Raw genomic sequence first — 22,240 nt, forward strand, 5'->3', positions numbered from 1 at the left:
CTCGGAGGGACTAGCCGAGGCGCTCCACGAGGGCGCGGTACTCGTCCCACAGCTCCTTCGGCGTGTGGTCGCCGAAGGTGTTCAGGTGGTCGGGGACGAGGGCGGCCTCCTCGCGCCACACGTCACGGTCGACCTTGAGGAGGAACTCCAGGTCCTCGGCCGGCAGGTCCAGGCCCTCGGTGTCGAGGGACTCGGCGGTCGGCAGGATGCCGATCGGGGTCTCGACGCCCTCTGCCTTGCCGTCGAGGCGCTCGACGATCCACTTCAGGACGCGGCTGTTCTCGCCGAAGCCGGGCCAGACGAACTTGCCGGCGTCGTTCTTGCGGAACCAGTTCACGTAGTAGATCTTCGGCAGCTTCGCCTGGTCCGCGTCGGCGCCGACCTTGACCCAGTGGGCCATGTAGTCGCCCATGTTGTAGCCGCAGAAGGGCAGCATGGCGAAGGGGTCGCGGCGCAGCTCGCCGACCTTGCCCTCCGCGGCGGCGGTCTTCTCGGAGGCGACGTTCGCACCGAGGAAGACGCCGTGGTTCCAGTCGAAGGACTCGGTGACCAGCGGGACGGCGGAGGCGCGGCGGCCACCGAAGAGGATCGCGGAGATCGGGACGCCCTTGGGGTCCTCCCACTCGGGGGCGATCGTCGGGCACTGGCCGGCGGGGACGGTGAAGCGGGCGTTCGGGTGGGCGGCCGGGGTCTCGGACTCCGGCGTCCAGTCGTTGCCCTTCCAGTCCGTGAGGTGCGCGGGGGCCGTCTCGGTCATCCCCTCCCACCACACGTCGCCGTCGTCGGTGAGCGCGACGTTCGTGAAGACGGAGTTGCCCCACAGGGTCTTCATGGCGTTGGCGTTGGTGTGCTCGCCGGTGCCGGGCGCGACGCCGAAGAAGCCGGCCTCGGGGTTGATCGCGTAGAGGCGGCCGTCCTCGCCGAAGCGCATCCAGGCGATGTCGTCGCCGATGGTCTCGACCGTCCAGCCGGAGATCGTGGGCTCCAGCATCGCGAGGTTGGTCTTGCCACAGGCCGACGGGAAGGCGGCGGCGACGTACTTGGCCTCGCCCTGCGGCGGGGTGAGCTTGAGGATGAGCATGTGCTCGGCGAGCCAGCCCTCGTCACGCGCCATGACGGAGGCGATGCGGAGCGCGTAGCACTTCTTGCCGAGCAGGGCGTTGCCGCCGTAGCCCGAGCCGTACGACCAGATCTCGCGGGTCTCGGGGAAGTGCGAGATGTACTTGGTGGTGTTGCAGGGCCACGGCACGTCCTCCTGGCCCTCCTCCAGGGGGGCGCCGAGGGTGTGGACGGCCTTCACGAAGAAGCCGTCGGTGCCGAGCTCGTCGAGGACGGCCTGTCCCATGCGGGTCATGGTGCGCATGGAGACGGCGACGTACGCGGAGTCGGTGATCTCGACGCCGATGGCGGAGAGCGGGGAGCCGACGGGGCCCATGCAGAAGGGCACGACGTACATGGTGCGGCCGCGCATGGAGCCGCGGAAGATGCCCTTCTCACCGGCGAAGATGTCCTTCATCTCCGCGGGGGCCTTCCAGTGGTTGGTCGGGCCCGCGTCCTCCTCCTTCTCGGAGCAGATGAAGGTCCGGTCCTCGACGCGCGCGACGTCGGACGGGTCGGAGGCGGCGTAGTACGAGTTCGGGCGCTTGACCGGGTCGAGCTTCTTGAACGTCCCCTTGGCGACGAGCTCCTCGCACAGGCGCTCGTACTCGGCCTCGGATCCGTCGCACCAGACGATGTTGTCCGGCTGGGTGATCTCGGCGATCTCGTTCACCCAGGAGACGAGCTCCTGGTGCTGGGTGGGGACGTCGGTGGGAGCCGCGTTGTCGCGCGCCACGATTGCTCCTTGAAGAGGGGTTTTCAGATGTATGCCCCGTGGGGGCCGCGACCCGGATGCTTCGTAGCTGCTCATCCGGTGCCGACCGCACTCATTTGATCATCCGATGGATACGCCCATATGTCCAGGGGGGTGCACATGTGAGCATCGCCACTCATGTCCGGTACCTACGGGGGCGTAGCTAGGATTCGGTCTCATGACTGCAGCAACGCCGGAAGTGACCCCGACCGAGGGCGCCCTGCCACTCCCGACGAAGCCCCGGCTCAGAGGATGGCTGCACGCGGGCATGTTCCCCGCCGTGATCGTCGCGGGCCTCGCCCTCGTCGCTCTCTCCGACTCACCCCGCGCCCGCATCGCCTGCGGGATCTACGCCCTCACCGCCTGCCTGCTCTTCGGCATCAGCGCGCTGTACCACCGCGGCAACTGGGGCCCGCGCGGCGAGGCCGTGCTCCGGCGCCTCGACCACGCCAACATCTTCCTGATCATCGCGGGCACCTACACCCCGCTCACCCTGCTGCTGCTCCCCGACTCCACGGCGAAGCCGCTCATGTGGGCGGTCTGGGCGGCGGCCGCGGCCGGCATCGCCTTCCGCGTCTTCTGGGTGGGCGCCCCTCGCTGGCTGTACACGCCCTGCTACATCGCGATGGGCTGGGCGGCCGTCTTCTTCCTGCCCGACTTCATGCGCGCGGGCGGCATCGCCGTCCTCGTCCTCGTCGTCGTCGGCGGACTGCTCTACAGCGCGGGCGGTGTCATCTACGGCCTCAAGCGCCCGAACCCCTCGCCGCGCTGGTTCGGCTTCCACGAGGTCTTCCACTCGCTGACCCTCGCGGCCTTCATCGTCCACTACGTCGGCATCTCCCTGGTCGCCTACCGGCACGCCTGACCGGCCCGACCGGTGCGCCCGACCGGTCCGCCCGACCGGGGACAATGAGGGCCATGAGCCTGCGCGAACGCAAGAAGGCGAAGACCCGCGCGGCGATCCGGAAGGCCACCTACCGGCTCGCCGCCGAGCAGGGCTGGGACGCTGCCACCACCGAGCGCATCGCCGAGGCCGCCGAGGTCTCGCCCTCCACCGTCGTGCGCTACTTCCCGGCCCGGGAGGACATCCTCCTCACCGCCGAGAACGACGAGGAGCTCGAAGCGCGGCTGCGCGCCCGTCCCGCCGGCGAGGACCCCCTCGCCTCGCTCCGGGCGGTCGTCCTCGAAGCCGTCCGCACGGCCCTCGACGAGGAACCCGAGGAGACCCGGCTGCGTGCCCGGCTCATGGTGGAGATCCCCGCCGTCCGCGCCCGGCTCACCGAGACCACCGCGGTCACCGGCCGCCGCCTCGCCCGCGCGATCGCCGACCGCACCGGCCGGGACGCGGACGACCTGGAGGTACGGGTCTTCACGGCGGCGGCCCTCGGCGCCCTGCGCGAGGCGACCCTGTACTGGGCCGAGCACGGCGGCACCGACGACCTCGTCGCCCTCCTCGACCGGACGGTCGGCACCCTCAGGGGCGGCCTGACGCCGTCACGGCCGGTCCCCTAGCGCGGCCCGCACGATCCGCGCCGACTCCGGATTGTCGGCGCACTCCCACACGCCGTGCGGGCAGTAGTCGGTGACGGTCTGGTAGACGGGCCGGTGCGTCGCGAACCAGTCCAGCATCCCCCGCACGTACGCCGGGTTGTCCCCGTTCCTGAAGAGCCCCCACTCCGGGTACGAGACGGGCTTGCCGTGCGCCGCCGCGAAGCGCACGTGGTGTTCGAGCCCGTACTCCTCGTCCACCTGCTCCTCGAAGGAGAGCCCGGCGGGCTGGTCGTAGGCGTCCATCCCGATGACGTCCACCACGTCGTCGCCCGGGTAGCAGTGCGGCCAGGGGATCGCGTCGAGCCCCCGGCTCGGCGTGAAGTCGAAGCGGAACCGCTGCCCCGGCACTCCCCGCAGCACCCCCACCACCCGCCGCCAGTACGCCTTCCAGGCCGTCGGGTCCGGTCCGCAGCGATGGCCGTACGTGGTGCCGTTCATCTCCCAGCCGAGCACCAGGACCGCGTCGCCGAGCCCGTGCCCCACGAGCCGCTCCCCCAGGATCCGGAAGTGCCCGTCGTACGCCCCGTCCGCGCCCCGCCGCAGCCCGGCCCGCACCTCGGCGTCCGACAGGCCGGCCTCGTTGCGGTCGAGCATCGGCACGTTCAGCACGAAGAGGCGCCCCGGCCGCTCGGCCTTCCAGCGCGCCCAGGGCCCGAAGAGCGCCGGATGCCCCTCGATGTTGGACCAGCGGTCGCCCGGCAGATAGGTGTGGCCGACGGTCAGGGAGTCGCCGCCGAGCCAGGCCTGCACCTGTGCGATCCGGCGCACCCCGGCCTCGTCGGAGCCGGTGAAGAACCCCGACGGGACACCCGGCAGCGGCTGTTGCCCGGACTCGGTCCCCGTCCCGGTGGGACGGCCGCCCGGCACGAGCCGGTCGGGCAGCAGGAGGAGTACGACAACGGCCGCGAGCAGCACGGTCAGTGCGGCCCGCGGCCAGGTGAACCAGGTGGGGAGGCGGCTCACGTCAGCTCGTCCAGAAGTCCCACCAGCGGGTCAGGATCAGCATCCCGATGATCCCGATGTGCAGGGCCGGCAGGGCGAAGGTGAACTCGCCGAGGAAGGTCCGCAGCCCCGCCGGGGCGGGCAGCAGGCGTTCCCGGACGTTGTGCGCGGTGACGTACCAGAACATGGTGATGGTGGCGGTCCAGGCCAGGCAGCACCACAGGCAGAGCGAGTTGATCTCGTACAGCGACTGGTACATCAGCCAGGTGCAGAAGCCGACCCCGAAGAGCATCCCGGCGTTGAGGCCGAGCCAGAACCAGCCCCGGTAGCGGGCCCCGGCGAGCAGCCCGGCACCGGCGGCGACGACGACGGCGTACGTGACGAGCCCGAGCATCGGGTTCGGGAAGCCGAAGACCGCCGCCTGCTCGCTCTTCATGATGTTGCCGCAGGACACGACCGGGTTCAGGCTGCACCCGGGCTGGAAGCCGGGGTCCTCCAGGAGCCGGAACTTGTCGATCGTGATCACCCACCCGGCGAGCACGCCCGCGGCCCCGGTGACGACCAGCAGCCAGGCCAGGGCCCGGCTCGCGCCGATCGGGCCGTCGGCCTCCCTCGCGGTCCCGTCCCGCCGCTGGCCCGGCACTCCGCCCCGTACGTCCACCGTCGCCATGACGCGGCCCCTTCCCGCTCAGCCCTGGATGCGGCGGACCGGCAGCAGGACGTGGGCGCAGTCGGCGAGCATCTCCTCGTCCGAGACGAAGGCCCGCAGCCGCGCCTCGTCGACGGGCTGTCCGGGCACGCCCTCGGACCAGGGACGCACGGAGCAGAGGAAGTAGACCTTGCCCTGGGCGCGGGCGGCCGCCTCCCACTCCTCCGGCACCGGGCACTGGACCTTCAGGAAGGGCAGGGTGAGCACGGCGGAGCCGCCCTCGACGAGCAGCGTGGCGTTGATCCCGGCGTCCTTCTCCAGATCGAAGAGCCGGTCGCCGACCGAGAGGTTCATCGACTCCAGGGCCGCGCGCATCGCCTGCTGACCGGCCTCCGGGCCGTCCCGGCCGTCACCGAGCGAATACGCCATCAGGAACGGCGTGGCCGCCGAGTCGGCGGAGGGCTCGCTGGCCCACGGAATCACCGTGAGAGTTCCCAGCGGAGAGGCGCTGCGCGCCGAGGAAACGACGTGGGAAGTGGTCATGCAACCGGATGCTAATGCTCCAACCACCCTTTCCCCGTGCCGCTTTCACCCGAACGGCCGACATTCACGCCGCTGGCATTTCCGCCGCAACGAACCCGGGTTTTCATCGTTGTGCCCCTGAGGGCATAAGCCGACCACCAGGAGATCACTGATGATCGTCCCGCGCCGCGTCGCACTGCGGTCCCTGTTCGCCCTTGCCGTCACCGCCTTCACGGGCGGTGCGCTCGGCCGTATCGCGAGCCGACCGGAATCGGGGGGCACGCACGATCCGCACGCCTTCGACGAGATGTACCGGGGTCGTCGCCTCCTGGGCTTCTCCGGCCCCGGCGGCGAGCCGACGGCCCTCGTCGACGGCCGGCCGCTGCATCTGATGCGCTGCGCCGACGGCGGCTACGTCACCCCGATCGACCACTACGAGTCCTGCCCGACGCCCCTGGCGGCCACCCGCGCGGCCGTGGACGAACTGGGCACCGCCCGGCTCTCCCCCCTCGCGGGCGCCCACGGCGTCCCCACCGACCCGACGGGAGGGAGCCCGCGTGGTGTACACGCGTAAGAACCAGCGCGATCTGACCGGCGCCGAGCGCCGCAAGTTCGTCGCCGCCGTCCTGGAGCTCAAGCGCACCGGTGCGTACGACCGCTTCGTCCGCACCCACATCGACTACTACACGGCCGACGGGGAGGGCCGGCTCCGGATCGCCCACATGACGCCGAGCTTCCTGCCCTGGCACCGCAAGTTCCTGCTGGAGTTCGAGACGGCCCTGCGCCGGATCGACCCGACGGTCTCCGTCCCGTACTGGGACTGGACCCGGGACAACTCGCCGGCCTCCTCGATCTGGCGCGAGGACTTCATGGGCGGCAACGGGCGCCGGGCCGACCTCCAGGTGATGACGGGCCCCTTCGCGCACTCCGCCGGGCGGTGGACGATCACCCAGTCGATGACCGACACCCGCTATCTGACCAGGGACTTCGGCCGCCCCCGCGACCCGATCACGCTCCCCACCACCGCCCAGCTCGACGAGGTGATGCGCGAGCGGGTGTACGACGCCGCGCCCTGGAACTCGACGAGTGCCACCGGCTTCCGCAACGCCCTGGAGGGCTGGGGGCCCGGCCGGGGCAACGACCGGTTCCGGATCCACAACCGGGTGCACCGCTGGGTGGGCGGCATGATGCTCGGCGGCGGCTCCGTGAACGACCCGGTCTTCTGGCTGCACCACTCCTTCGTCGACCTGGTCTGGTCGCGCTGGCAGCAGCGGAACCCCGGCGCCGCCTACCTGCCGGCGGAGCCGCCGCCCCTGGGCGACGCGCAGTACCGCAAGGTCGCCGCCCGGCACGAACCGATGGCGCCCTGGGGCGTGACCCCGGTGTCGATGTTCGACCACAGCCGGATCTACCGGTACGCGTGAGCCCCGCACACGGATGTCCCCCCGGCCGCAGCGGCCGGGGGGACATCCGTGGGAAGCAGGGGGATCAGCCGCCGTAGCCGCCGTCACCGTTGCCGTGGCCGCCGCCGTGGCCGTCGACGTTGATGCAGGTGTTGCCGAACGCGGGGTTCAGCAGACCGATGACGTTGACGGTGTTGCCGCAGAGGTTGATCGGGACGTGGACCGGGACCTGGACGGCGTTGCCGGAGGCGACACCGGGCGAGTGGGCGGCGACGGCCCCGGCGCCGGCGTCGGCGACGGCCAGGCCGGCTCCGCTGAGGGCAACGGCACCCGTGCCGGCGAGAACGGCGGCAGCCTTCGCGATGCGAGACATCAAGAACTCCTTGGACTGGAAAGCGACCGCAGGAATCACGGCCGTCACTTCCGTTCAACGCCGATCACCGGAGAGGGTCACGGGCATTGGGCCGAAAGAGAAGAAGGAAAACGGAAAAATGGCCCGCGGCCCGAATGCCGTCCGCCGCCGGATACGACGGGACGCCTTCGGCCCGCGGGCCGCGGCCATGCGACAAGCCTTCTCTTGCAACGACCGACGACCCTTGGGGTGGCGGGGAAGAATCGTGTCTTCACCCGCCCGGTCACCGGTCGTACGAATGAACGGGGGCGCGAATGCCTCAGCCCGCGTCCGGCGCCAGGCCCAGCTGCGGGTCGAGGGCCCCGCTGAGCACCGGGGTGAGGAGCCCGACCTGAGGCTTCGCCAGGTCCGGCAGCCCGGCGAGCCCGTTGCCGCGCGGGGCCTCCACCGGGTTGCCGACGACGGCGCCCGGGGTGGCCGCCTTCATCTCCGAGTGCGGGCTGCTGAGCAGGGCGCGACCGGGCTCGCTGCCCTTGAGGAGCTCTGGCAGCGGCGCGTCGACGACGGTCTCCGGCAGGGTGCCGGTCAGCGGGACGCTGGGCAGGGCGACGTCCGGGAGCACGCCGACACCCTTCTGGAAACCGGTGGGCGCGCCGGGCATCGGGACGGGAACGCCGGTCGCCACGGTCGGCGCGTCCATCGGCAGGACCGGCTCCAGGCCCTGGAGCGGAACGATCACCGGAGCCTCGACGGCGGCGGCGGGAGAGGCCAGGGCGGCGGAGGCGAATGCGGTCATGAGGAGTCCCATGCCGGCGTGAGAACGCAGAGTCATGTGAGGAGAACGAGCCCCTTGGCCGAAACGTCGCGGGACTAACCCATGTGCAGCAACGCGCAGGGCCCTCACCGGTGAAGGCGAGGGCCCGGGTTGACGCGGTGCCGACGTGCGGGATCAGTGCCGGCGGGCGAGCCGTCCGCCGCGGAGGTAGACGACGCCACCACCGATGACCAGTGCGGCACTGATCGCGGCCGCCCCCATGAGCGCGGGATCCATACCGGTCCCGGGCAGCTCCCCACAACCGTGATGCGGCCCTTCCCCGGGCGCGGGCTGCTCACATGTGGGGTGGTCGGTGGGCTGATCGGTCGGGTGGTCGGTGGGCTGATCGGTCGGGTGGTCGGTGGGCTGATCGGTCGGGTGACCCGTCGGGTGACCGGTCGGGTGACCCGTCGGGTGACCGGTCGGGTGACCCGTCGGGTGACCGGTCGGGTGACCCGTGGGGTGACCCGTCGGGTGACCCGTCGGGTGACCGGTCGGGTGACCCGTGGGGTGACCGGTCGGGTGACCGGTGGGATGACCCGTGGGGTGACCGGTCGGGTGACCCGTCGGATGACCGGTGGGATGACCCGTGGGGTGACCCGTGGGGTGACCGGTGGGATGACCCGTGGGGTGACCGGTCGGGTGACCCGTCGGATGACCGGTGGGATGACCCGTGGGGTGACCCGTGGGGTGACCGGTGGGGTGACCGGTGGGATGACCCGTGGGGTGACCGGTCGGGTGACCCGTCGGATGACCGGTGGGATGACCCGTGGGGTGACCCGTGGGGTGACCGGTCGGGTGACCCGTCGGATGACCGGTGGGATGACCCGTGGGGTGACCGGTCGGGTGACCCGTCGGATGACCCGTCGGGTGACCGGTCGGATGACCCGTCGGGTGACCGGTCGGGTGCCCGGTCGGGTGGCTCGTGGGGTGACCCGTCGGGCCCGGCCCCTCGCCGTAGCCGCCCGGCCCCTCGCCGTAGCCGCCCGGCCCCTCGCCGTAGCCGCCCGGCTCCTCGCCGTAGCCGTCGGGGTCCTCCGCGTGGGCGCAGAGGTCTCCGACGGCTGCCCCGGCGATTCCGCCGAGCTCCATGCTGCCGCAGACGTCCGCCGGCAGGGTGGCCCGGACGTGCCCGGCCGCGCCGGAGCCGGGCCTGTCGCCCGTGCCGGGGTGGGAGTTCGCGGCCAGGGCGAAGCCCCCGCTCAGCGACAGGATGCCGGTCGCTGCCGCCGCGGTGAGTACTTTCCTGCTGATGATGGACCGCATACCGCTCTTCCTCTGGAGAAAGGGAGAGACCGGCGAGGATCCCCCCTCGCTCCGACCGGCCTGATCCGCATCGACGTTCACATGGGATCGGCCAGAGGGTATGGGTCGGCGCCCGGCGCACAGCCGGGGCCACACGGCAGCTGATCAGAAAATCATTCGATCAGCCGACCGTGAGGAACGGCGGCACGACGGTCCACCGTAAGCGCCCGTGGGGCAGGTGTTACTGATGTGACGTCAGCCGCCCAGGCCGCCGGCGACCGGGAGGCCACCCAGCAGCGAGGCGCCCTTGGTGGCGCTGTTCAGCTGGTCCGCCGCCTTCGTCACGGTCTGGACCGGGGAGCCGTCCGTGGTGCTGCTCAGCATGTCGCTCTTGAGCCCGTTGGCGGCGATCGCTTCGAGGCCGCCGTTCAGGCTGGTGGGGGTCAGCGCCTCCGTGGCCATGGCGGGCGCGGCGGCACCCAGGGCCATCAGCGAACCGGCGACGACCGCGGCGACCTTGGTGGGCTTCATGGGGTGAATCCTTCCTCTGTGCTTTCAAGTCACGTTCTGTACAGGGTTCTTGGCCGAATCCTGTACATCGTTCTGCTTCTGTAACGAGGAGTGAGCACGCCGGAAACTCCGGGAGGAAGGATTTCTCGGTACTGCACCCGATCGATGCGGGCCGGTGCTATTTGCCGATCGCACACGTCCGTACCGGCCCGACGGAAGCCGGGCCGGTACGGGGTGCGGGGCGCTACCGGGCGGGCGGCGGGGGCTGGACCGGCAGCTCGGGCACGGTGGCCGGTGGCTTGACGGGCAGCTCCAGCGCGGTGACCGGGAGCGTGGGCGCGGTGGCGGCGCCCGGGGCGGGCAGCCCGCCGAGCAGGGTGCCGAAGACCAGGTTGACCAGCGAGGTCAGCGTGGAGGTGACCTGCGGTACGACTCCGCCGACACCGGAGGTGACGGTGGCGAGCAGGGCGGCGACCGCCTTCTCGACGCTTCCGAGGGTGTCGGACACGACGTCCGTCGGGGCGGCCGGGAGCTCGGGGGCGGTGGGGGTGTCCGGAAGGGGGACGGTGGCCTTCGCCTGGTCGACCGCTGTGGCGATCTCGGCCTTGAAGGCCTCGGCGTCGGCCGCGGACAGTCGGCCGGAGTCGGCCTCTAGGGCGGCCGTGACGAGTTCGGTGACGGGGGTCGTCACCGAGCCGAGCTCGCCGAGCGCTTCGGCCTGGGCCAGCAGGGCGGCGGTGTCCGGGAGGGGCGCGTGCCCGGCCCGGTCGGCCGCGGAGGACGGGTGGTGTTCGTCGGCGAAGGCGGGTCCCGCCGCGCCGAGGGTGAGGGCGGCGGATATCGCCAGGGCGGTGAGGTGGCGTGTGGCCAGGGGACGCATATGTGTTCCTTTTCCTTATGCGTCGGACAACTGCCCTCTCACGGTGCCTGCGGGTATAGCCCTCCGCAACCGCTGGACTACGGAGCGCCACGCCCCCGTTCGGGTGAATCCGCCTCCGGGCCCTGCCCCCGAAGGGGCGTACGCCGTTGCACCGGACGGCGCACGAGGGTGCGTCCGAACGAGTACCGGACCAGTGGCGGCAAGGAAAAAGCCGGTGCGCCCACCCAGGGGTGGGCGCACCGGCTTCGGAAGGACCGATCAGGCGTGCCAGATCAGGCGTTGATGCAGGTGTTGCCGAAGGTCGGGTTCAGCGCGCCGATGACGCTGACGGTGTTGCCGCACAGGTTGACCGGGATGTGGATCGGGACCTGGACGACGTTGCCGGAGATGACACCGGGGGACTTCACGGCCGCGGCCTCGGCGCCGGCGTCGGCGGCGGCGACACCGGCGGCACCGGCGACGGTGGCAGCGGCGGTGGCGGTCAGGACAACGGCCTTGGCGATACGGGACATGGGGAGGTGCTCCTCGATCGAATTCATCCAACTCGGACTGCGCGGACTGTTCGGCCCGGCTCCTTCAACAACGCCCCGGCTTTTCATCGGTTGCTCTCCCGAACGGGTGACGTTCAACCGATCTTTGGGCCATAAGAGGGCCATTGGAGGGACTGGGCGTGGAATGGCGCAACACGCTCAACGAGGAACCGGGCACCCGGATACGGGAGTTAGCGTTTCCGGGCATCTAATGCTTACTATCGCCCCGCATCGGGGTTATAACGTTCCCGAACGTTGCTTCCGGGCCCGCCGCGCGTTCACCCATTTCGTGCGGACGACACCTTCATCTCCCCCGGCCTACTCGGGTCTTCCCTCCCTTCTCTCATCAAAGCGGAGAACCTGTATGCGGAATTCAGCGGGTCTTGCTGTGCGTCGCAGCGTGTTGTGCGCCTTGTCGTGTGCGGCCCTGACCGCCGCGCTGCCCGGCGCCTCCGCGGCCGCGCCCCGGCCACGGGAGGCGGCCCGCGTCCCGTTCACCGCCCGCCACCAGGCCGTACAGCACGGTGGGATCGTGCGCGCCGCCAACACCTCGGCGGAGGGTGCGAAGGGTACCGAGTCGGTCAACGACGGCGCCTCGATCAGGTACGTCGACGTGGACAGCGACCCCAACACGTACAACTCCAGCCGTGCCGAGCTCGCGGTGCCGGCGGGCGCCCGGGTCACCTGGGCCCGGCTCTACTGGGGCGGGAACCTGCGGGTGGGCGAGCAGAAGCCGCCGAAGGACGACGGCCGCGTCCTGATCGCCGAGCCCGGGGGGCGGTACAAGGCGCTGTTCGCCGACTCCGTGATCGGCCACCGCACGGCCGACGGCGCCGACGCCTTCCAGGCCTCCGCCGACGTCACGGAGCTGGTCCGCCGGTCGCATCCGGGGCAGTGGACCGTGGCGCAGGTCAATGTGGCGATGGGCCGTTCCGCGGTGGGCGGCTGGGGTGGCTGGACGCTCGTCGCCGCGTACGAGAAGGCCTCGGAACCGCTGCGCCGGATCAGTGTCTGGGACGGTTTCGAAACGGTCGGCCCACGCGCCGGCGAGCTGCGCGTCCCGGTCGACGGAAACCGTTTTCCCAAGGGCGTCCAGGGGCGTCTCGGCCTGATCGCCTATGACGGTGACCGCGGGACTTCCGGGGATTACCTGACGGTGGAAACGAGCCGCTCGAAGAGCACCCGTCTCTCCGATTCCGCCAATTCCGCGGACGACGTCCTGAACTCCACCGTCACCGAATTCGGCGCCGGTCGTACCGTACGCCGACCCGATCGTACGAACACCCTCGGATACGACTCCGACGTGTTCGACCTGCGGGGGGCGCTGCGCTCCGGGGGCGACCGGGTCCACGTCCGGGTCGGTAGCCGGAAGGACACCGTCTGGCTCGGCGCGGTCTTCCTCCAGGCGGACGTCCGGCGCTGACGTGCAGTCACCACTCGACACGGACCTCGGGTCCGTCACCGTCCTGCACGCGGTCCAGCCCGGCGACGGCGGGGTCGCCCGTGTCGTCGTCGACCTGGTCCGCGCCCAGCGCGCCGCCGGCCTGCGGGTCGCGGTCGCCTGCCCGCCCGGCACCTGGCTCTCCGGCGCCGTCCGCGCCGAGGGCGCCGAGACCCACGACTGGCGGGCCGGCCGCGACCCCGGGTCCGCCGTCCTGCGCGAGACGCGGGAGCTGGCCCGGCTGGTCCGCGCGGTCCGGCCCGGGCTGGTCCACGCGCACAGCGCCAAGGCCGGTCTGTGCGCCCGACTCGCCGTGCGGGGACGGATCCCGACGGTGTATCAGCCGCACGCCTGGTCCTTCGAGGCGGTCGAGGGGAGGACCGCCGCGGTCGCCCGGCGCTGGGAGCGGTTCGGCGCCCGGTGGACGGACCGCGTCCTCTGCGTGAGCGAGGCCGAGCGGCGTACCGGCGAGGCGGCCGGGGTCGTGGCGGACTGGTCGGTCGTCCACAACGGCGTGGACACGGCCAGGTTCGCCACCGACGGGCCGCCCCGCAACGCGGCGCCCACGGTCGTCTGCGTGGGCCGGCTCTGCCGGCAGAAGGGACAGGACGTGCTGCTCGCCGCCTGGCCCGCCGTCCTCGCGGAGGTGCCCGCGGCCCGGCTCGTCCTGGTCGGCGACGGCCCGGACGCGGAGGCGCTGCGGGCCGCGGCCGGCCCGTCGGTGCGGTTCACGGGGGCCGTCGAGGACCCCGTGCCCTGGTACCGGACCGCCGACGTGGTCGTCCTGCCGTCCCGCTGGGAGGGCATGGCCCTCGCGCCCCTGGAGGCCATGGCCGCGGGCCGGCCGGTCGTCGTCAGCGACGTGGACGGCGCGCGCGAGAGCCTGCCGCCCGCCCACGCACCCCAGTGCCTGGTCCCGCCCGAGGACCCGGCCGCACTCGCCACCGCTCTGGGCCGCCTCCTCGGCAGGCCGGAGCTGCGGCACCGCCTGGGCCGCGAGGCCCACGAGCACGTACTCAGCAGATTCGATGTCCGGCGCACCGGCGCGGCCGTCGCGGGCGTCTACCGCGAGCTGGCCGGAGTGCGGGGGGCCGAGCACAGAGAGCCGATTGCGCAGTGACCACGGAAAGCACCAGCGTCCCCTCCTCGCCGGGCCCCTGGCCCACGGCGGGCCAGGCCTTCGGCCGCGCCTCCCTCACGCCGCGCCGCGGCACGACCGGCCGGCTCGCGCTGCCGCGCCACCGGCGCGAGCGGCGGCGGTCCGGCGTGGCGGCGCTCGTGGCGGTCGACGCCCTGGCCGTCCTCGCCGCCGCGTCGGTGCTGAGCGCGGCGCACCACGACGTCCGGCTCGTGCTGCCGGTCGTGGCGGTCGTCCTCGTCCTCGACGGGCACGCCGGGCTCTACCGGCCGGCCGCGCACACCCGGACCCTCGACGAGCTGCCCGCGCTGGGCTCCCGCGCCGGATTCGCCTGGTGCCTGGCGGCGGCCGCGGTCGCCGCGTACTCCCCCACCCTGGCGATCGGGCCGCTGCGGCTCTGCGCCGCCTACGGCACGCACGTCGCCCTGGTGTGCCTGGTCCGCGCCGTGCTGCTCGGGCGGCGGCGCCGGATCGCACGGGAGCGTCCGCGGTCGGCGCTGGTCATCGGCGGGACGGGGGCCGCGCGCCGGTTCGCGGCGGCGGCCGCCCAGCACCCCGAGTACGGGGTGCGGCCGGTCGGGATCGTGGGCGTGCCGGAGCAGGGCGGCGCTTCCCGGGCGACCGGGGAGGCCGGGCTTCCGGTGCTCACCACGACCGAGGAGATCCACCGGGCGGTCATCCAGAACACCGTGCGCGACGCCGTGTTCCTCGACGACGACCCGGGTCTGGTGACGCTCTTCCAGCAGTACGGCTGCGCCACCTGGCGGGTCGGCGGCCGACACCAGGACGGGCCGATGGGCGCGCACATGTGGGGGTACGCCTGGCACCGGATCGTCCCGCTGCGCGAGCGGCGCGGGCGGGCCGCGAAGCGGGCCCTCGACATCGTGCTGGCCGCCCCCGCGCTCGCGGTCGCGCTGCCGGTGCTGCTGCTGTGCGCGCTGGCGGTGCGGCTCTCGGACGGTCCCGGGGTGCTCTTCCGGCAGGAGCGGGTGGGGCAGCACGGGCGCCACTTCACCCTGCTCAAGTTCCGTACGCTGCGCCCCTCCGACGACACCGAGTCGGCGACCCGCTGGAACGTGGCGGGCGACCGGCGGATGAGCGCGGCCGGGAGCTTCCTGCGGAAGACCTCCCTGGACGAGCTGCCGCAGCTGTGGAACGTGCTGCGCGGGGACATGAGCCTGGTCGGCCCGCGGCCCGAACGCCCGTACTTCGTCGCCCAGTTCAGCAAGGTCCACGCGGGGTACGCGGCCCGCCATCGGATGCCCGTGGGGCTCACGGGGCTGGCGCAGGTGCACGGGCTGCGCGGCGACACCTCGATCGAGGACCGCTGCCGCTTCGACAACCACTACATCGACCACTGGTCGCTCTGGCAGGACGTCTGCATCCTGCTGCGCACGGCGGCCGGGCTCGTCCGACCCACGGGGAGCTGAGGATGGCCACGGCCGTGACGACGGCGCCGACGCTCCCGGCGGCGCCGGAGACCGCGGACGTACGGGACCTGGTCCGCCGGGTCGGGGCGCTGTCCCCGGTCCTCGCCGTGATCGCGCTGCTGCTCGTCCCGGGCGGCGGCGGCGCGCAGGGCGGCACCGGAGGCACGGGGACGGTCGCGGACGCGGCGTCCGGGCTCCTCGTCCTGATCTGCCTGGTGCGGGTGCTGCGCGGCGGGGCCCGGCCGCTGAGCCGGGCGGCGGCCGTCGTCCTCGGCCTGCCGGTGCTCGGGATCTGTCTGGCCGCGATCACCTCGAACGACCCGGCGGCGAGCCTGCCGGGCGTCGCCCGTTACCTGCAGGTCTTCGTCCTCGTCCCGGCGGCCGTGCTCCTGACGGTCCGCGACCGGCGGGACTTCGCCGTGATCGCCTGGGGCCTGGTCGCGTTCGCACTGCTCCAGGGCGCGGTCGGCGTCGTCCAGTACCTGACGGGCACGGGCGCCTCGTACCAGGGCGAGGACATCCGGGCCGTCGGCACCTTCGGGGCGACCGACGTGATGGGCATGGCGACGGTCGTGGCGTACGGGCTCGTCGTCGTCACCGGGGTCGCGCTCGGCAGCGGCCCCGGCCGCGTCCGCACGGTCGCGACGGTCTGCGCGGCTCTCCTCTTCGTCCCGCTGGTGCTGTCCTTCAGCCGGGGCGCGTGGATCGCGACCGTGCTCACCTGCGCGATCCAGCTGCTGCTGGCGGGGGTCCGGCGGGCGGTGCGGGTGGCGCTCGCGGCGGCCGCGCTCGGGGTGGTCCTGGTCGGCGGCCTCGGGATCGGTTCGGAGATGGTGGAGGAGCGGGTCGCCAGCATCACGCAGGTGACGGCTGCGCCGGACCAGTCGGTGACGGACCGGTACACGATGTGGGCGGCGGCCGGGCGGATGTGGCGCGCGGAGCCGGTCACGGGCGTCGGCCTCAAGGGCTTCCCCCGGTACCGCGACTCGAACGCCTCCCTCGCGCTCTCCTCCGGCAGCGACACGGCCGGCGCGGGCGCCGCCTTCGCGCGCCAGCCGCTGCTCTCCCCGCACAACATGTACCTCCTGGTGCTGAGCGAGCAGGGCCTGGTGGGTCTCCTCGCCCTGGCCGGGAGCTGGGTGGCGCTGCTCGTCGGCGCGCTGCGGCGACAGCGGCTCGGCGCGGACGGCGCGCTCGTCGCGACGGGCCTGCTCGTCTGGCAGCTCGTCGACTTCTTCTACGCGGACATCGGCGGCCCCTCGACGGTCCTGATGTCGGTCGTGTTCGGCCTGGCGGCCTGGTGGTCGCTGGCGGAGGTGAGGCGTGCGTGACCCGTGGGCCGGGGGGCCGGAGCCCACGGACGCGCCGTGGGCCGACGGGCCGCGCCCCGCGCCCCGGCCGCCCTGCGGCACCCCGCTGACCGACCCCTGGCAGGCCTCGCCTCCGGGCCCCACGGACTCCCCGTGGGCCCCGGAGGCCGTCGTGCTGCCGGGGGCGGGCACCGCGGGCGCGGCCGTCTCCGCCGGGCTGCTCGCCGGGGCCCGGCGCGTGGCGCGCCATCCCGCCGGGCCCCGGGCCGCCACACCCGCGGCGCCCCCGCGGACCGCCGCCGCGCCCACCGGACGCCGGGCGCACGCCCGCGCGCGGGGGCCTCGCGCCGGCGCGCCCGGGGGCGGCGGGTTCCTGGCGAAGGCGGCGGCCGTGACGGCGGGGCTCACCGCGGCCGGGGCGGTCCTCGGGCTCGTGCGGGACCAGATCCTGGCCGGGTACTTCGGGGCCGGGGCCGGGACCGACGCGTTCCTGGTGGCGTGGACGGTGCCCGAGTTCGCCTCGACGCTGCTCATCGAGGACGCGATGGCGCTGATCCTGGTGCCCGCCTTCTCCCGCGCCCTGGCCCGCCGTTCGGCCGGCCTGCCCGGTGACCCGGTGCGCGAGCTGGTGCGCGGGACGCTCCCCCGGATCGTCCTCGCCCTCGGTCTCGTCGCCGTCGTCCTGATCGTCGCGGCCCCGCTGCTCGTGGCCGTGCTCGCCCCGGGGCTGCCCGACCCGGGGCTCGCCGTCGACTGCACGCGGCTCACCGGGACCTGCGTGCTGTCCTTCGCCCTGGTGGGGTACTGCTCGGCGGCGCTGCGGGCGCACGGCCGGTTCCTGCCGCCGGCCGCGATCTACGTGGCGTACAACACGGGGATCATCGGCACGATCCTGGTGCTGCGCGAGCCGTGGGGGGTGCGGTCCGCCGCCGCGGGGGTCGCCGTCGGCGGGGTCCTGATGGTCCTCGTACAGGCCCCCTCGCTCCTGCGCGCGCTGCGGGCACCAGGGCGGGCTCCTCGGCCGAAGGGGCCGCCCGCCCCCACCGGCGAGGGACGCGTCCTGGTGCTCGGTCTGATCGCGCCCGTCGTCGCGTTCTCGCTGTGCCGCCAGTCCCAGACCCTGATCGAGCGGTTCCTCGCCTCGCCGCTGCCCGCCGGCGCCATCTCGCATCTGAACTACGCGCAGAAGGTCGCGCAGATGCCGATGATCCTCTCCCTGATGCTGTGCACGGTCAGCTTCCCGGTGGTCGCCCGCGCGCTCGCCGCCGGCGACCCGGAGGCGGCCCGCCGCCGGGTCGAGCGGGATCTGCTGCTCGCCGCGGTCGTCGTGCTCGTCGGCTCCTCGACGGTCATCGCCGCCGCCCCCCGGATCGTGGAACTGCTCTTCGAGCGGGGCGAGTTCACCGCCTCCGACACCACCGCCACCGCCGCCGTCATGCGGGTGTACGCGCTCGGCCTGCTGGGCCAGACCATGGTCGGCGCCCTCGTCCGCTGCTACTTCTCCGCCGCCCGCCCGCTCTGGTACCCGGCCGCCGCCATGGCCGCCGGGCTCGCCACGACCGCCGCCGCCGGCGTCCCCGGCGCCCACCACTGGGGCGCGGTCGGCATCGCCGCCGCCAACGCCCTCGGCATCACCCTCAGCGCCGTCCTGCTGCTGCGGGGCGCCCACCGCCAGGCCGTCCCGGTCCGCGTCGACCGGCTCGGCGAGGGACTGCTCCGGCTCGCCACCGCGAGCGCGTGGGCCACCGGCGCCGGCTGGCTCTGCCAGCTGGCGATCGGCTCCGCCGTCCTCGCCGTCGCCGTCGCCGGCCTGGTCGTCGCCGGCGTGTTCCTCCTCTTCGTCGCCTGCGCCGCCAAGGCGCCCGAGATCCCGCCCCTGCCCCGCTCCGCCTTCCGGAGGACCCCCCATGCCCGTCGCCGCCGCGCTGCGCCGTCCGCTGCCGAAGCCGCCCCTGTGGAAGCCGCCCCCGTGGGTGGCGATGTACCACTCGATCGCGGACACCGCTGACGATCCGTACCGGGTGACCGTCTCCCCCGTGCGCTTCGCCCGGCAGCTGCACTGGCTCGGCGACCGGGGGCTGCGCGGGGTCTCGGTGCGGGAGCTGCTCGCCGCCACCGCCGAGGGGCGCGCCAAGGGGCTGGTGGGCCTGACCTTCGACGACGGGTACGCGGACTTCCTCGACTCGGCGCTGCCGCTGCTGCGCCGGCACGGGTTCACGGCGACGGTCTACGTCCTGCCGGGGCGCCTCGGCGGCGAGAACGGCTGGGACGCGGACGGGCCGCGCAAACCGCTGCTCGACGAGGACGGGATCCGGCGGATCGCCGACGCCGGCATGGAGATCGGCTCGCACGGCCTGAGGCACGTCCCGCTGACCGAGGCCGACGACACGACGCTCGCCGCCGAGACCCGGCACAGCCGTGAGCTCCTGGAGGAGATGACCGGCCGGCCGGTGGACGGCTTCTGCTATCCGTACGGGCAGGTCGACCCGCGCGCGATCCACGCCGTGCGCAAGGCCGGCTACCGCTACGGCTGCGCGATCGACCCGGGCCCGCACACCGGCGCGTACGCCCTGCCCCGCGTCCACATCGGCGAGAACGACACCCCCTGGCGGCTCACCGCCAAGCGCGTCCTGCACCCGCTGCGCCGCCGCCGCCCCGCCGACCTGCTCCACGCCCCGTGCGGCCCGGCCCCGGTCGGTGCGCCGTGAAGGTCCTGCACGTCATCACCGGGCTCGGCATCGGCGGCGCCGAGCAGCAGCTCCGGCTGCTGCTCCGGCACCTCCCGGTGGACGGCGGGGTGGTCACGCTCACCAACCCGGGCGCGGTCGCCGCGGGCATCGAGGCCGACGGCACGCCCGTCACCCACCTCGGCATGGCCGGGAACCGCGACCTCGGGGCGCTGCCCCGGCTCGCCCGGATCGTCCGGCAGGGCCGCTACGACCTCGTCCACACGCACCTCTACCGGGCGTGCGTGTACGGCAGGGCGGCGGCCCGGCTCGCCGGGGTGCGCCGGGTCATCGCCACCGAGCACTCGCTCGGCGAGACCCAGATCGAGGGCCGGCCGCTCTCCGCGGGCACCCGCGCGCTCTATCTGGCGTCGGAGCGGCTCGGCACCTCCACGGTCGCCGTCTCGCCCAGCGTCGCCCGCCGGCTCGCGGACTGGGGCGTGCCGCCGGACCGCGTCCGGGTGGTGCCGAACGGCATCGAGACCGACCGGTTCGCCTTCGACGCGCGTGCCCGGCGCCTCGCCCGGGGCGTGCTCGGCATCCCCCGGGACGCGTACGTCGTCGGCGGCGTCGGGCGGCTCACGCCCGGGAAGCGGTTCGACCGGCTGGTCCGGGCGGTGGCCTCGGTGCCGGAGGCCCGGCTGCTCCTCGTCGGCGAGGGCGAGCGCCGCGAGGAGCTGCTGCGGATCGCCCGGGAGTGCGGGGCCGCGGACCGGATCCTCCTCGCCGGGGCCTGCGAGGACCCGCCGGGCGCCGGTGCGCTCGGGCCCTCGCTGCCCGAACTCCTCTCCGCCATGGACGTGTTCGTGTCCACCTCCCCCGACGAGGCCTTCGGGCTTGCGATCGTCGAGGCGCTCGCCGCGGGCCTTCCCGTGCTGTACGTGGCCTGCCCGGCGATCGACGACCTGCCCCCGGACGCGGCACCGGGCGCGCGCCGGATCGGCGAGTCCGTCCCCGAGCTGGTCTCCGCGCTGCGCGGCATCCAAGGCGCCCGGCTCGCCCGGCTCCCGCTGCCGGCGGCCGCCCGCCGCTACGACATCGCGCACAGCGCACGGCAGTTGATGTCCCTCTACGACCAGGCCGTCCACGGCATCCCCTCCCCCGCGAAGTGAGAGAACCCGCCCGATGAACACCACCCCACCCCGTGCCCTCCTCCCCGCCGGCCTGCGGTCCCCCGGCCGCTGGGCGGTGCTGCCCGCCGCCGTCCTCGCCGGGGCGGTCCTCGGCGGCGGCTACGGAGCCGTGAAGGCGCCGGAGTACGCGGCGACCAGCTACGTCATCGTCGTACCGGCCGAGAAGGCCGACCCGGGGGCGGCGGTCGGCTTCGCCCAGGCGTACGGGCGGGTCGCCACCGACATCGCGGTGACCGGCGACGCCCAGGTGTGGGCGGGGGTCACCGCCGACACCCTGCGGAAGAACGTGCAGGCCGAGACCTCCCCGGACGCGCCGATGATCTCGATCACCGCACGGTCGTCGAAGCCCGCCCAGGCGGTCTCGATGGCCGACGGGGTGGCCCGCGCGCTCGTCCTCGACAGCTCGCACGTGGCGGGCAGCACGGGCGTGAAGGTCGTCCAGTTCTCCCGAGCGACCAAACCCGTCTCGCCCGTCTCGCCCTCCGCGTCGCTCTCCGCGCTCGTCGGCGGCTGCGCGGGCGGCCTCCTCGGCGGCCTGGTCCTGCTGGTCCGCCCGAAGCGTCCCGCCGCGCGCGGCGAGGCCCGGCACTCCCGGCAGGCGACCGCCCCGGCCGCGTCCGCCGCCGTGCCCGCCCCGGCGGTCGCCGCGCACCAGGCGGAGGCGGTGTGAGCGCGAGGACCACGAGCGACCGGCGAGCCCTGCGGAGCGAGATCTGCCGTGACGAGGAGGAGTTCGGGCGGCTTTCGGCCGAGTGGACGGCGCTGTACGCGCGCTGCTCCTCCGCCACCCCCTTCCAGTCCCACTCCTGGCTGCACTCCTGGTGGCTCTCGTACGGCCGGGCCGGTGCGCTGCGGGTGGTGCTCGTACGACGGGAGGGCGGCGAGCTCGTCGCCGCCGCGCCCCTGATGCGGGCCCGCGGGCCGCTGCCCGTCCTCACCCAGCTCGGCGGCAGCATCACCGACTTCACGGACGTCCTCCTCGACGACGCCTGCCCGGAGGCGGCGCCCGCCCTCGCCGGGGCCCTCGCGCGGGCCGCCCGGGGCGCGGTCGTCGACCTGCGGGAGGTCCGGCCCGGGGCGGCCAGCGAGCGCGTCTTCGCCCACTGGCGCGGTCCGCGCCGCCGGCTGCCCGACTCGCTCTGCCTGGAGCTGCCCGCCGTCCCCATGGAGGGGCTCCTCGAACGGATCCCGTCCGGGAAGGCCCAGCGGGTCCGTGCCAAGCTGCGGAAGCTGGACGCGCTCGGCATCGACGCGCGCGTGGTGAGCGGCGAGGAGGTCCCCGCCGCCCTCGACCATCTCCTGAAGCTCCATCAGCTCCAGTGGCAGGGCCGGGGCGTGACCGCCGAGCACACCAGCGAGCGGTTCGCCCAGCACCTCACCCGTGCCGTCCGGCCCATGGTCGAGCGCGGCGACGCGATGGTCACCGAGTTCCGGCTCGCCGGGGACGTGGTCGCCGCCGACCTGACCCTGATGTCCCCGCGGCTCGCGGGCGGCTACCTGTACGGCGCCGACCCGGCGCTGCGCGCCCGCAAGGTCGACGTGGCGACGATGCTGCTCCGGCACGGGGCGCGCGAGACCAGCGCGGGCGGGCGGGCCACGCTCAGCATGCTGCGGGGCAGCGAGTCGTACAAGCAGCACTGGCGGCCCGAACCGGTGCGCAACCGCCGTCTGCTCCTCACCGGGCGCGGTACGGCCCCGCTCCTGTGGCTGCGCGCGGGCGCGGCCGACGCCCGCCGCTGGGCGGCCCGGCAGGCGCGGGAACGGGCCTGGGTGGGGCGGGTGCTCGGCCGCGGTGGCGGTGGCGGCGGATGA

At 73.7% G+C, this 22,240-nt stretch carries 22 protein-coding genes; 13 read left to right on the plus strand and 9 right to left on the minus strand.

All coding sequences use genetic code 11. The features are described 5' to 3' along the window. Positions 1 to 10: 10 nt before the first annotated feature. Positions 11 to 1,834 carry a phosphoenolpyruvate carboxykinase (GTP) gene (locus BLW86_RS13805; RefSeq protein ID WP_093874324.1) on the minus strand — a complete coding sequence of 608 codons (1,824 nt, stop codon included), beginning with the start codon at positions 1,832 to 1,834 and terminating at the stop codon, positions 11 to 13. Positions 1,835 to 2,030: 196 nt separating this feature from the next. Here BLW86_RS13805 and BLW86_RS13810 point away from each other — a divergent pair, with 196 nt between their 5' ends. Then, positions 2,031 to 2,717 (plus strand): PAQR family membrane homeostasis protein TrhA, encoded by a 687-nt coding sequence (locus BLW86_RS13810; protein WP_093874325.1) that lies wholly within the window; start codon positions 2,031 to 2,033, stop codon positions 2,715 to 2,717. A 44-nt stretch (positions 2,718 to 2,761) separates the two neighbouring features. Further along, positions 2,762 to 3,364: an acyl-CoA-like ligand-binding transcription factor gene (locus tag BLW86_RS13815; protein WP_093874326.1), complete on the plus strand. Its 603-nt coding sequence runs from the start codon at positions 2,762 to 2,764 to the stop codon at positions 3,362 to 3,364. Here BLW86_RS13815 and BLW86_RS13820 read toward each other — a convergent pair. The 3 genes from BLW86_RS13820 to BLW86_RS13830 are packed head-to-tail and all read right to left on the minus strand — an operon-like array spanning position 3,347 to position 5,537. Continuing rightward, a complete protein-coding gene (locus tag BLW86_RS13820; protein ID WP_093874327.1) occupies positions 3,347 to 4,366 on the minus strand; it encodes a glycoside hydrolase family 26 protein in 1,020 nt (339 codons plus the stop codon). The genes BLW86_RS13815 and BLW86_RS13820 overlap by 18 nt on opposite strands. 1 nt (position 4,367) lies before the next feature. Further along, positions 4,368 to 5,015, minus strand: a complete 648-nt coding sequence (locus BLW86_RS13825; protein ID WP_093874328.1) for a vitamin K epoxide reductase family protein — start codon at positions 5,013 to 5,015, stop codon at positions 4,368 to 4,370. Positions 5,016 to 5,033: 18 nt separating this feature from the next. Further along, positions 5,034 to 5,537 carry a DUF5949 family protein gene (locus tag BLW86_RS13830; protein ID WP_177181648.1) on the minus strand — a complete coding sequence of 168 codons (504 nt, stop codon included), beginning with the start codon at positions 5,535 to 5,537 and terminating at the stop codon, positions 5,034 to 5,036. A gap of 151 nt (positions 5,538 to 5,688) precedes the next feature. Here BLW86_RS13830 and BLW86_RS13835 point away from each other — a divergent pair, with 151 nt between their 5' ends. Both BLW86_RS13835 and BLW86_RS13840 read left to right on the plus strand, forming a co-directional pair. Further along, positions 5,689 to 6,090, plus strand: a complete 402-nt coding sequence (locus BLW86_RS13835; RefSeq protein WP_093874330.1) for a tyrosinase family oxidase copper chaperone — start codon at positions 5,689 to 5,691, stop codon at positions 6,088 to 6,090. Then, complete coding sequence (locus tag BLW86_RS13840) at positions 6,074 to 6,940, plus strand: tyrosinase family protein (protein WP_093874331.1); 867 nt, start codon at positions 6,074 to 6,076, stop codon at positions 6,938 to 6,940. Before BLW86_RS13835 ends, BLW86_RS13840 begins: the two co-directional genes overlap by 17 nt. 64 nt (positions 6,941 to 7,004) lie before the next feature. On the opposite strand, the gene BLW86_RS13845 is transcribed toward BLW86_RS13840, so the two are convergent. From BLW86_RS13845 to BLW86_RS13870, 5 genes are all read right to left on the minus strand, one after another. Then, entirely contained in the window at positions 7,005 to 7,292 is a 288-nt protein-coding gene (locus tag BLW86_RS13845) for a chaplin (protein ID WP_093874332.1), read from the minus strand. A gap of 298 nt (positions 7,293 to 7,590) precedes the next feature. Continuing rightward, on the minus strand, positions 7,591 to 8,067 hold the full coding sequence (locus BLW86_RS13850; RefSeq protein ID WP_256341305.1) for a hypothetical protein: 477 nt from the start codon (positions 8,065 to 8,067) through the stop codon (positions 7,591 to 7,593). 1,518 nt (positions 8,068 to 9,585) lie between these two features. Further along, positions 9,586 to 9,861 (minus strand): hypothetical protein, encoded by a 276-nt coding sequence (locus BLW86_RS13860; RefSeq protein ID WP_093874334.1) that lies wholly within the window; start codon positions 9,859 to 9,861, stop codon positions 9,586 to 9,588. A 223-nt stretch (positions 9,862 to 10,084) separates the two neighbouring features. Next, entirely contained in the window at positions 10,085 to 10,720 is a 636-nt protein-coding gene (locus BLW86_RS13865; protein WP_093874335.1) for a hypothetical protein, read from the minus strand. Between the two features lie 272 nt (positions 10,721 to 10,992). Next, entirely contained in the window at positions 10,993 to 11,232 is a 240-nt protein-coding gene (locus tag BLW86_RS13870; protein ID WP_093878657.1) for a chaplin, read from the minus strand. A 382-nt stretch (positions 11,233 to 11,614) separates the two neighbouring features. Here BLW86_RS13870 and BLW86_RS13875 point away from each other — a divergent pair, with 382 nt between their 5' ends. The 9 genes from BLW86_RS13875 (at position 11,615) to BLW86_RS13915 (ending at position 22,240) form a co-directional block, all read left to right on the plus strand. Next, a complete protein-coding gene (locus tag BLW86_RS13875; RefSeq protein ID WP_093874336.1) occupies positions 11,615 to 12,673 on the plus strand; it encodes a DUF3344 domain-containing protein in 1,059 nt (352 codons plus the stop codon). Position 12,674: 1 nt separating this feature from the next. After that, positions 12,675 to 13,811, plus strand: a complete 1,137-nt coding sequence (locus BLW86_RS13880; protein ID WP_093874337.1) for a glycosyltransferase — start codon at positions 12,675 to 12,677, stop codon at positions 13,809 to 13,811. Continuing rightward, on the plus strand, positions 13,808 to 15,259 hold the full coding sequence (locus tag BLW86_RS13885) for a sugar transferase (RefSeq protein ID WP_093874338.1): 1,452 nt from the start codon (positions 13,808 to 13,810) through the stop codon (positions 15,257 to 15,259). Before BLW86_RS13880 ends, BLW86_RS13885 begins: the two co-directional genes overlap by 4 nt. A 2-nt stretch (positions 15,260 to 15,261) precedes the next feature. Continuing rightward, positions 15,262 to 16,590 (plus strand): O-antigen ligase family protein, encoded by a 1,329-nt coding sequence (locus BLW86_RS13890; protein ID WP_093874339.1) that lies wholly within the window; start codon positions 15,262 to 15,264, stop codon positions 16,588 to 16,590. 217 nt (positions 16,591 to 16,807) lie between these two features. Continuing rightward, the gene (gene murJ, locus BLW86_RS13895; protein ID WP_093878658.1) at positions 16,808 to 18,577 is read left to right on the plus strand and encodes a murein biosynthesis integral membrane protein MurJ; all 1,770 of its coding nucleotides are present in this window, start codon (positions 16,808 to 16,810) and stop codon (positions 18,575 to 18,577) included. Next, positions 18,477 to 19,277 carry a polysaccharide deacetylase family protein gene (locus BLW86_RS13900; protein WP_093874340.1) on the plus strand — a complete coding sequence of 267 codons (801 nt, stop codon included), beginning with the start codon at positions 18,477 to 18,479 and terminating at the stop codon, positions 19,275 to 19,277. The genes murJ and BLW86_RS13900 overlap by 101 nt, the downstream gene beginning before the upstream one ends. Continuing rightward, entirely contained in the window at positions 19,274 to 20,407 is a 1,134-nt protein-coding gene (locus BLW86_RS13905) for a glycosyltransferase (protein ID WP_093878659.1), read from the plus strand. Before BLW86_RS13900 ends, BLW86_RS13905 begins: the two co-directional genes overlap by 4 nt. Before the next feature lie 13 nt (positions 20,408 to 20,420). Beyond that, entirely contained in the window at positions 20,421 to 21,098 is a 678-nt protein-coding gene (locus tag BLW86_RS13910) for a YveK family protein (RefSeq protein WP_093874341.1), read from the plus strand. Further along, positions 21,095 to 22,240, plus strand: a complete 1,146-nt coding sequence (locus BLW86_RS13915; protein WP_093874342.1) for a GNAT family N-acetyltransferase — start codon at positions 21,095 to 21,097, stop codon at positions 22,238 to 22,240. The genes BLW86_RS13910 and BLW86_RS13915 overlap by 4 nt, the downstream gene beginning before the upstream one ends.

It is taken from the genome of Streptomyces sp. TLI_105 (assembly GCF_900105415.1).
GTDB lineage: Bacteria > Actinomycetota > Actinomycetes > Streptomycetales > Streptomycetaceae > Streptomyces.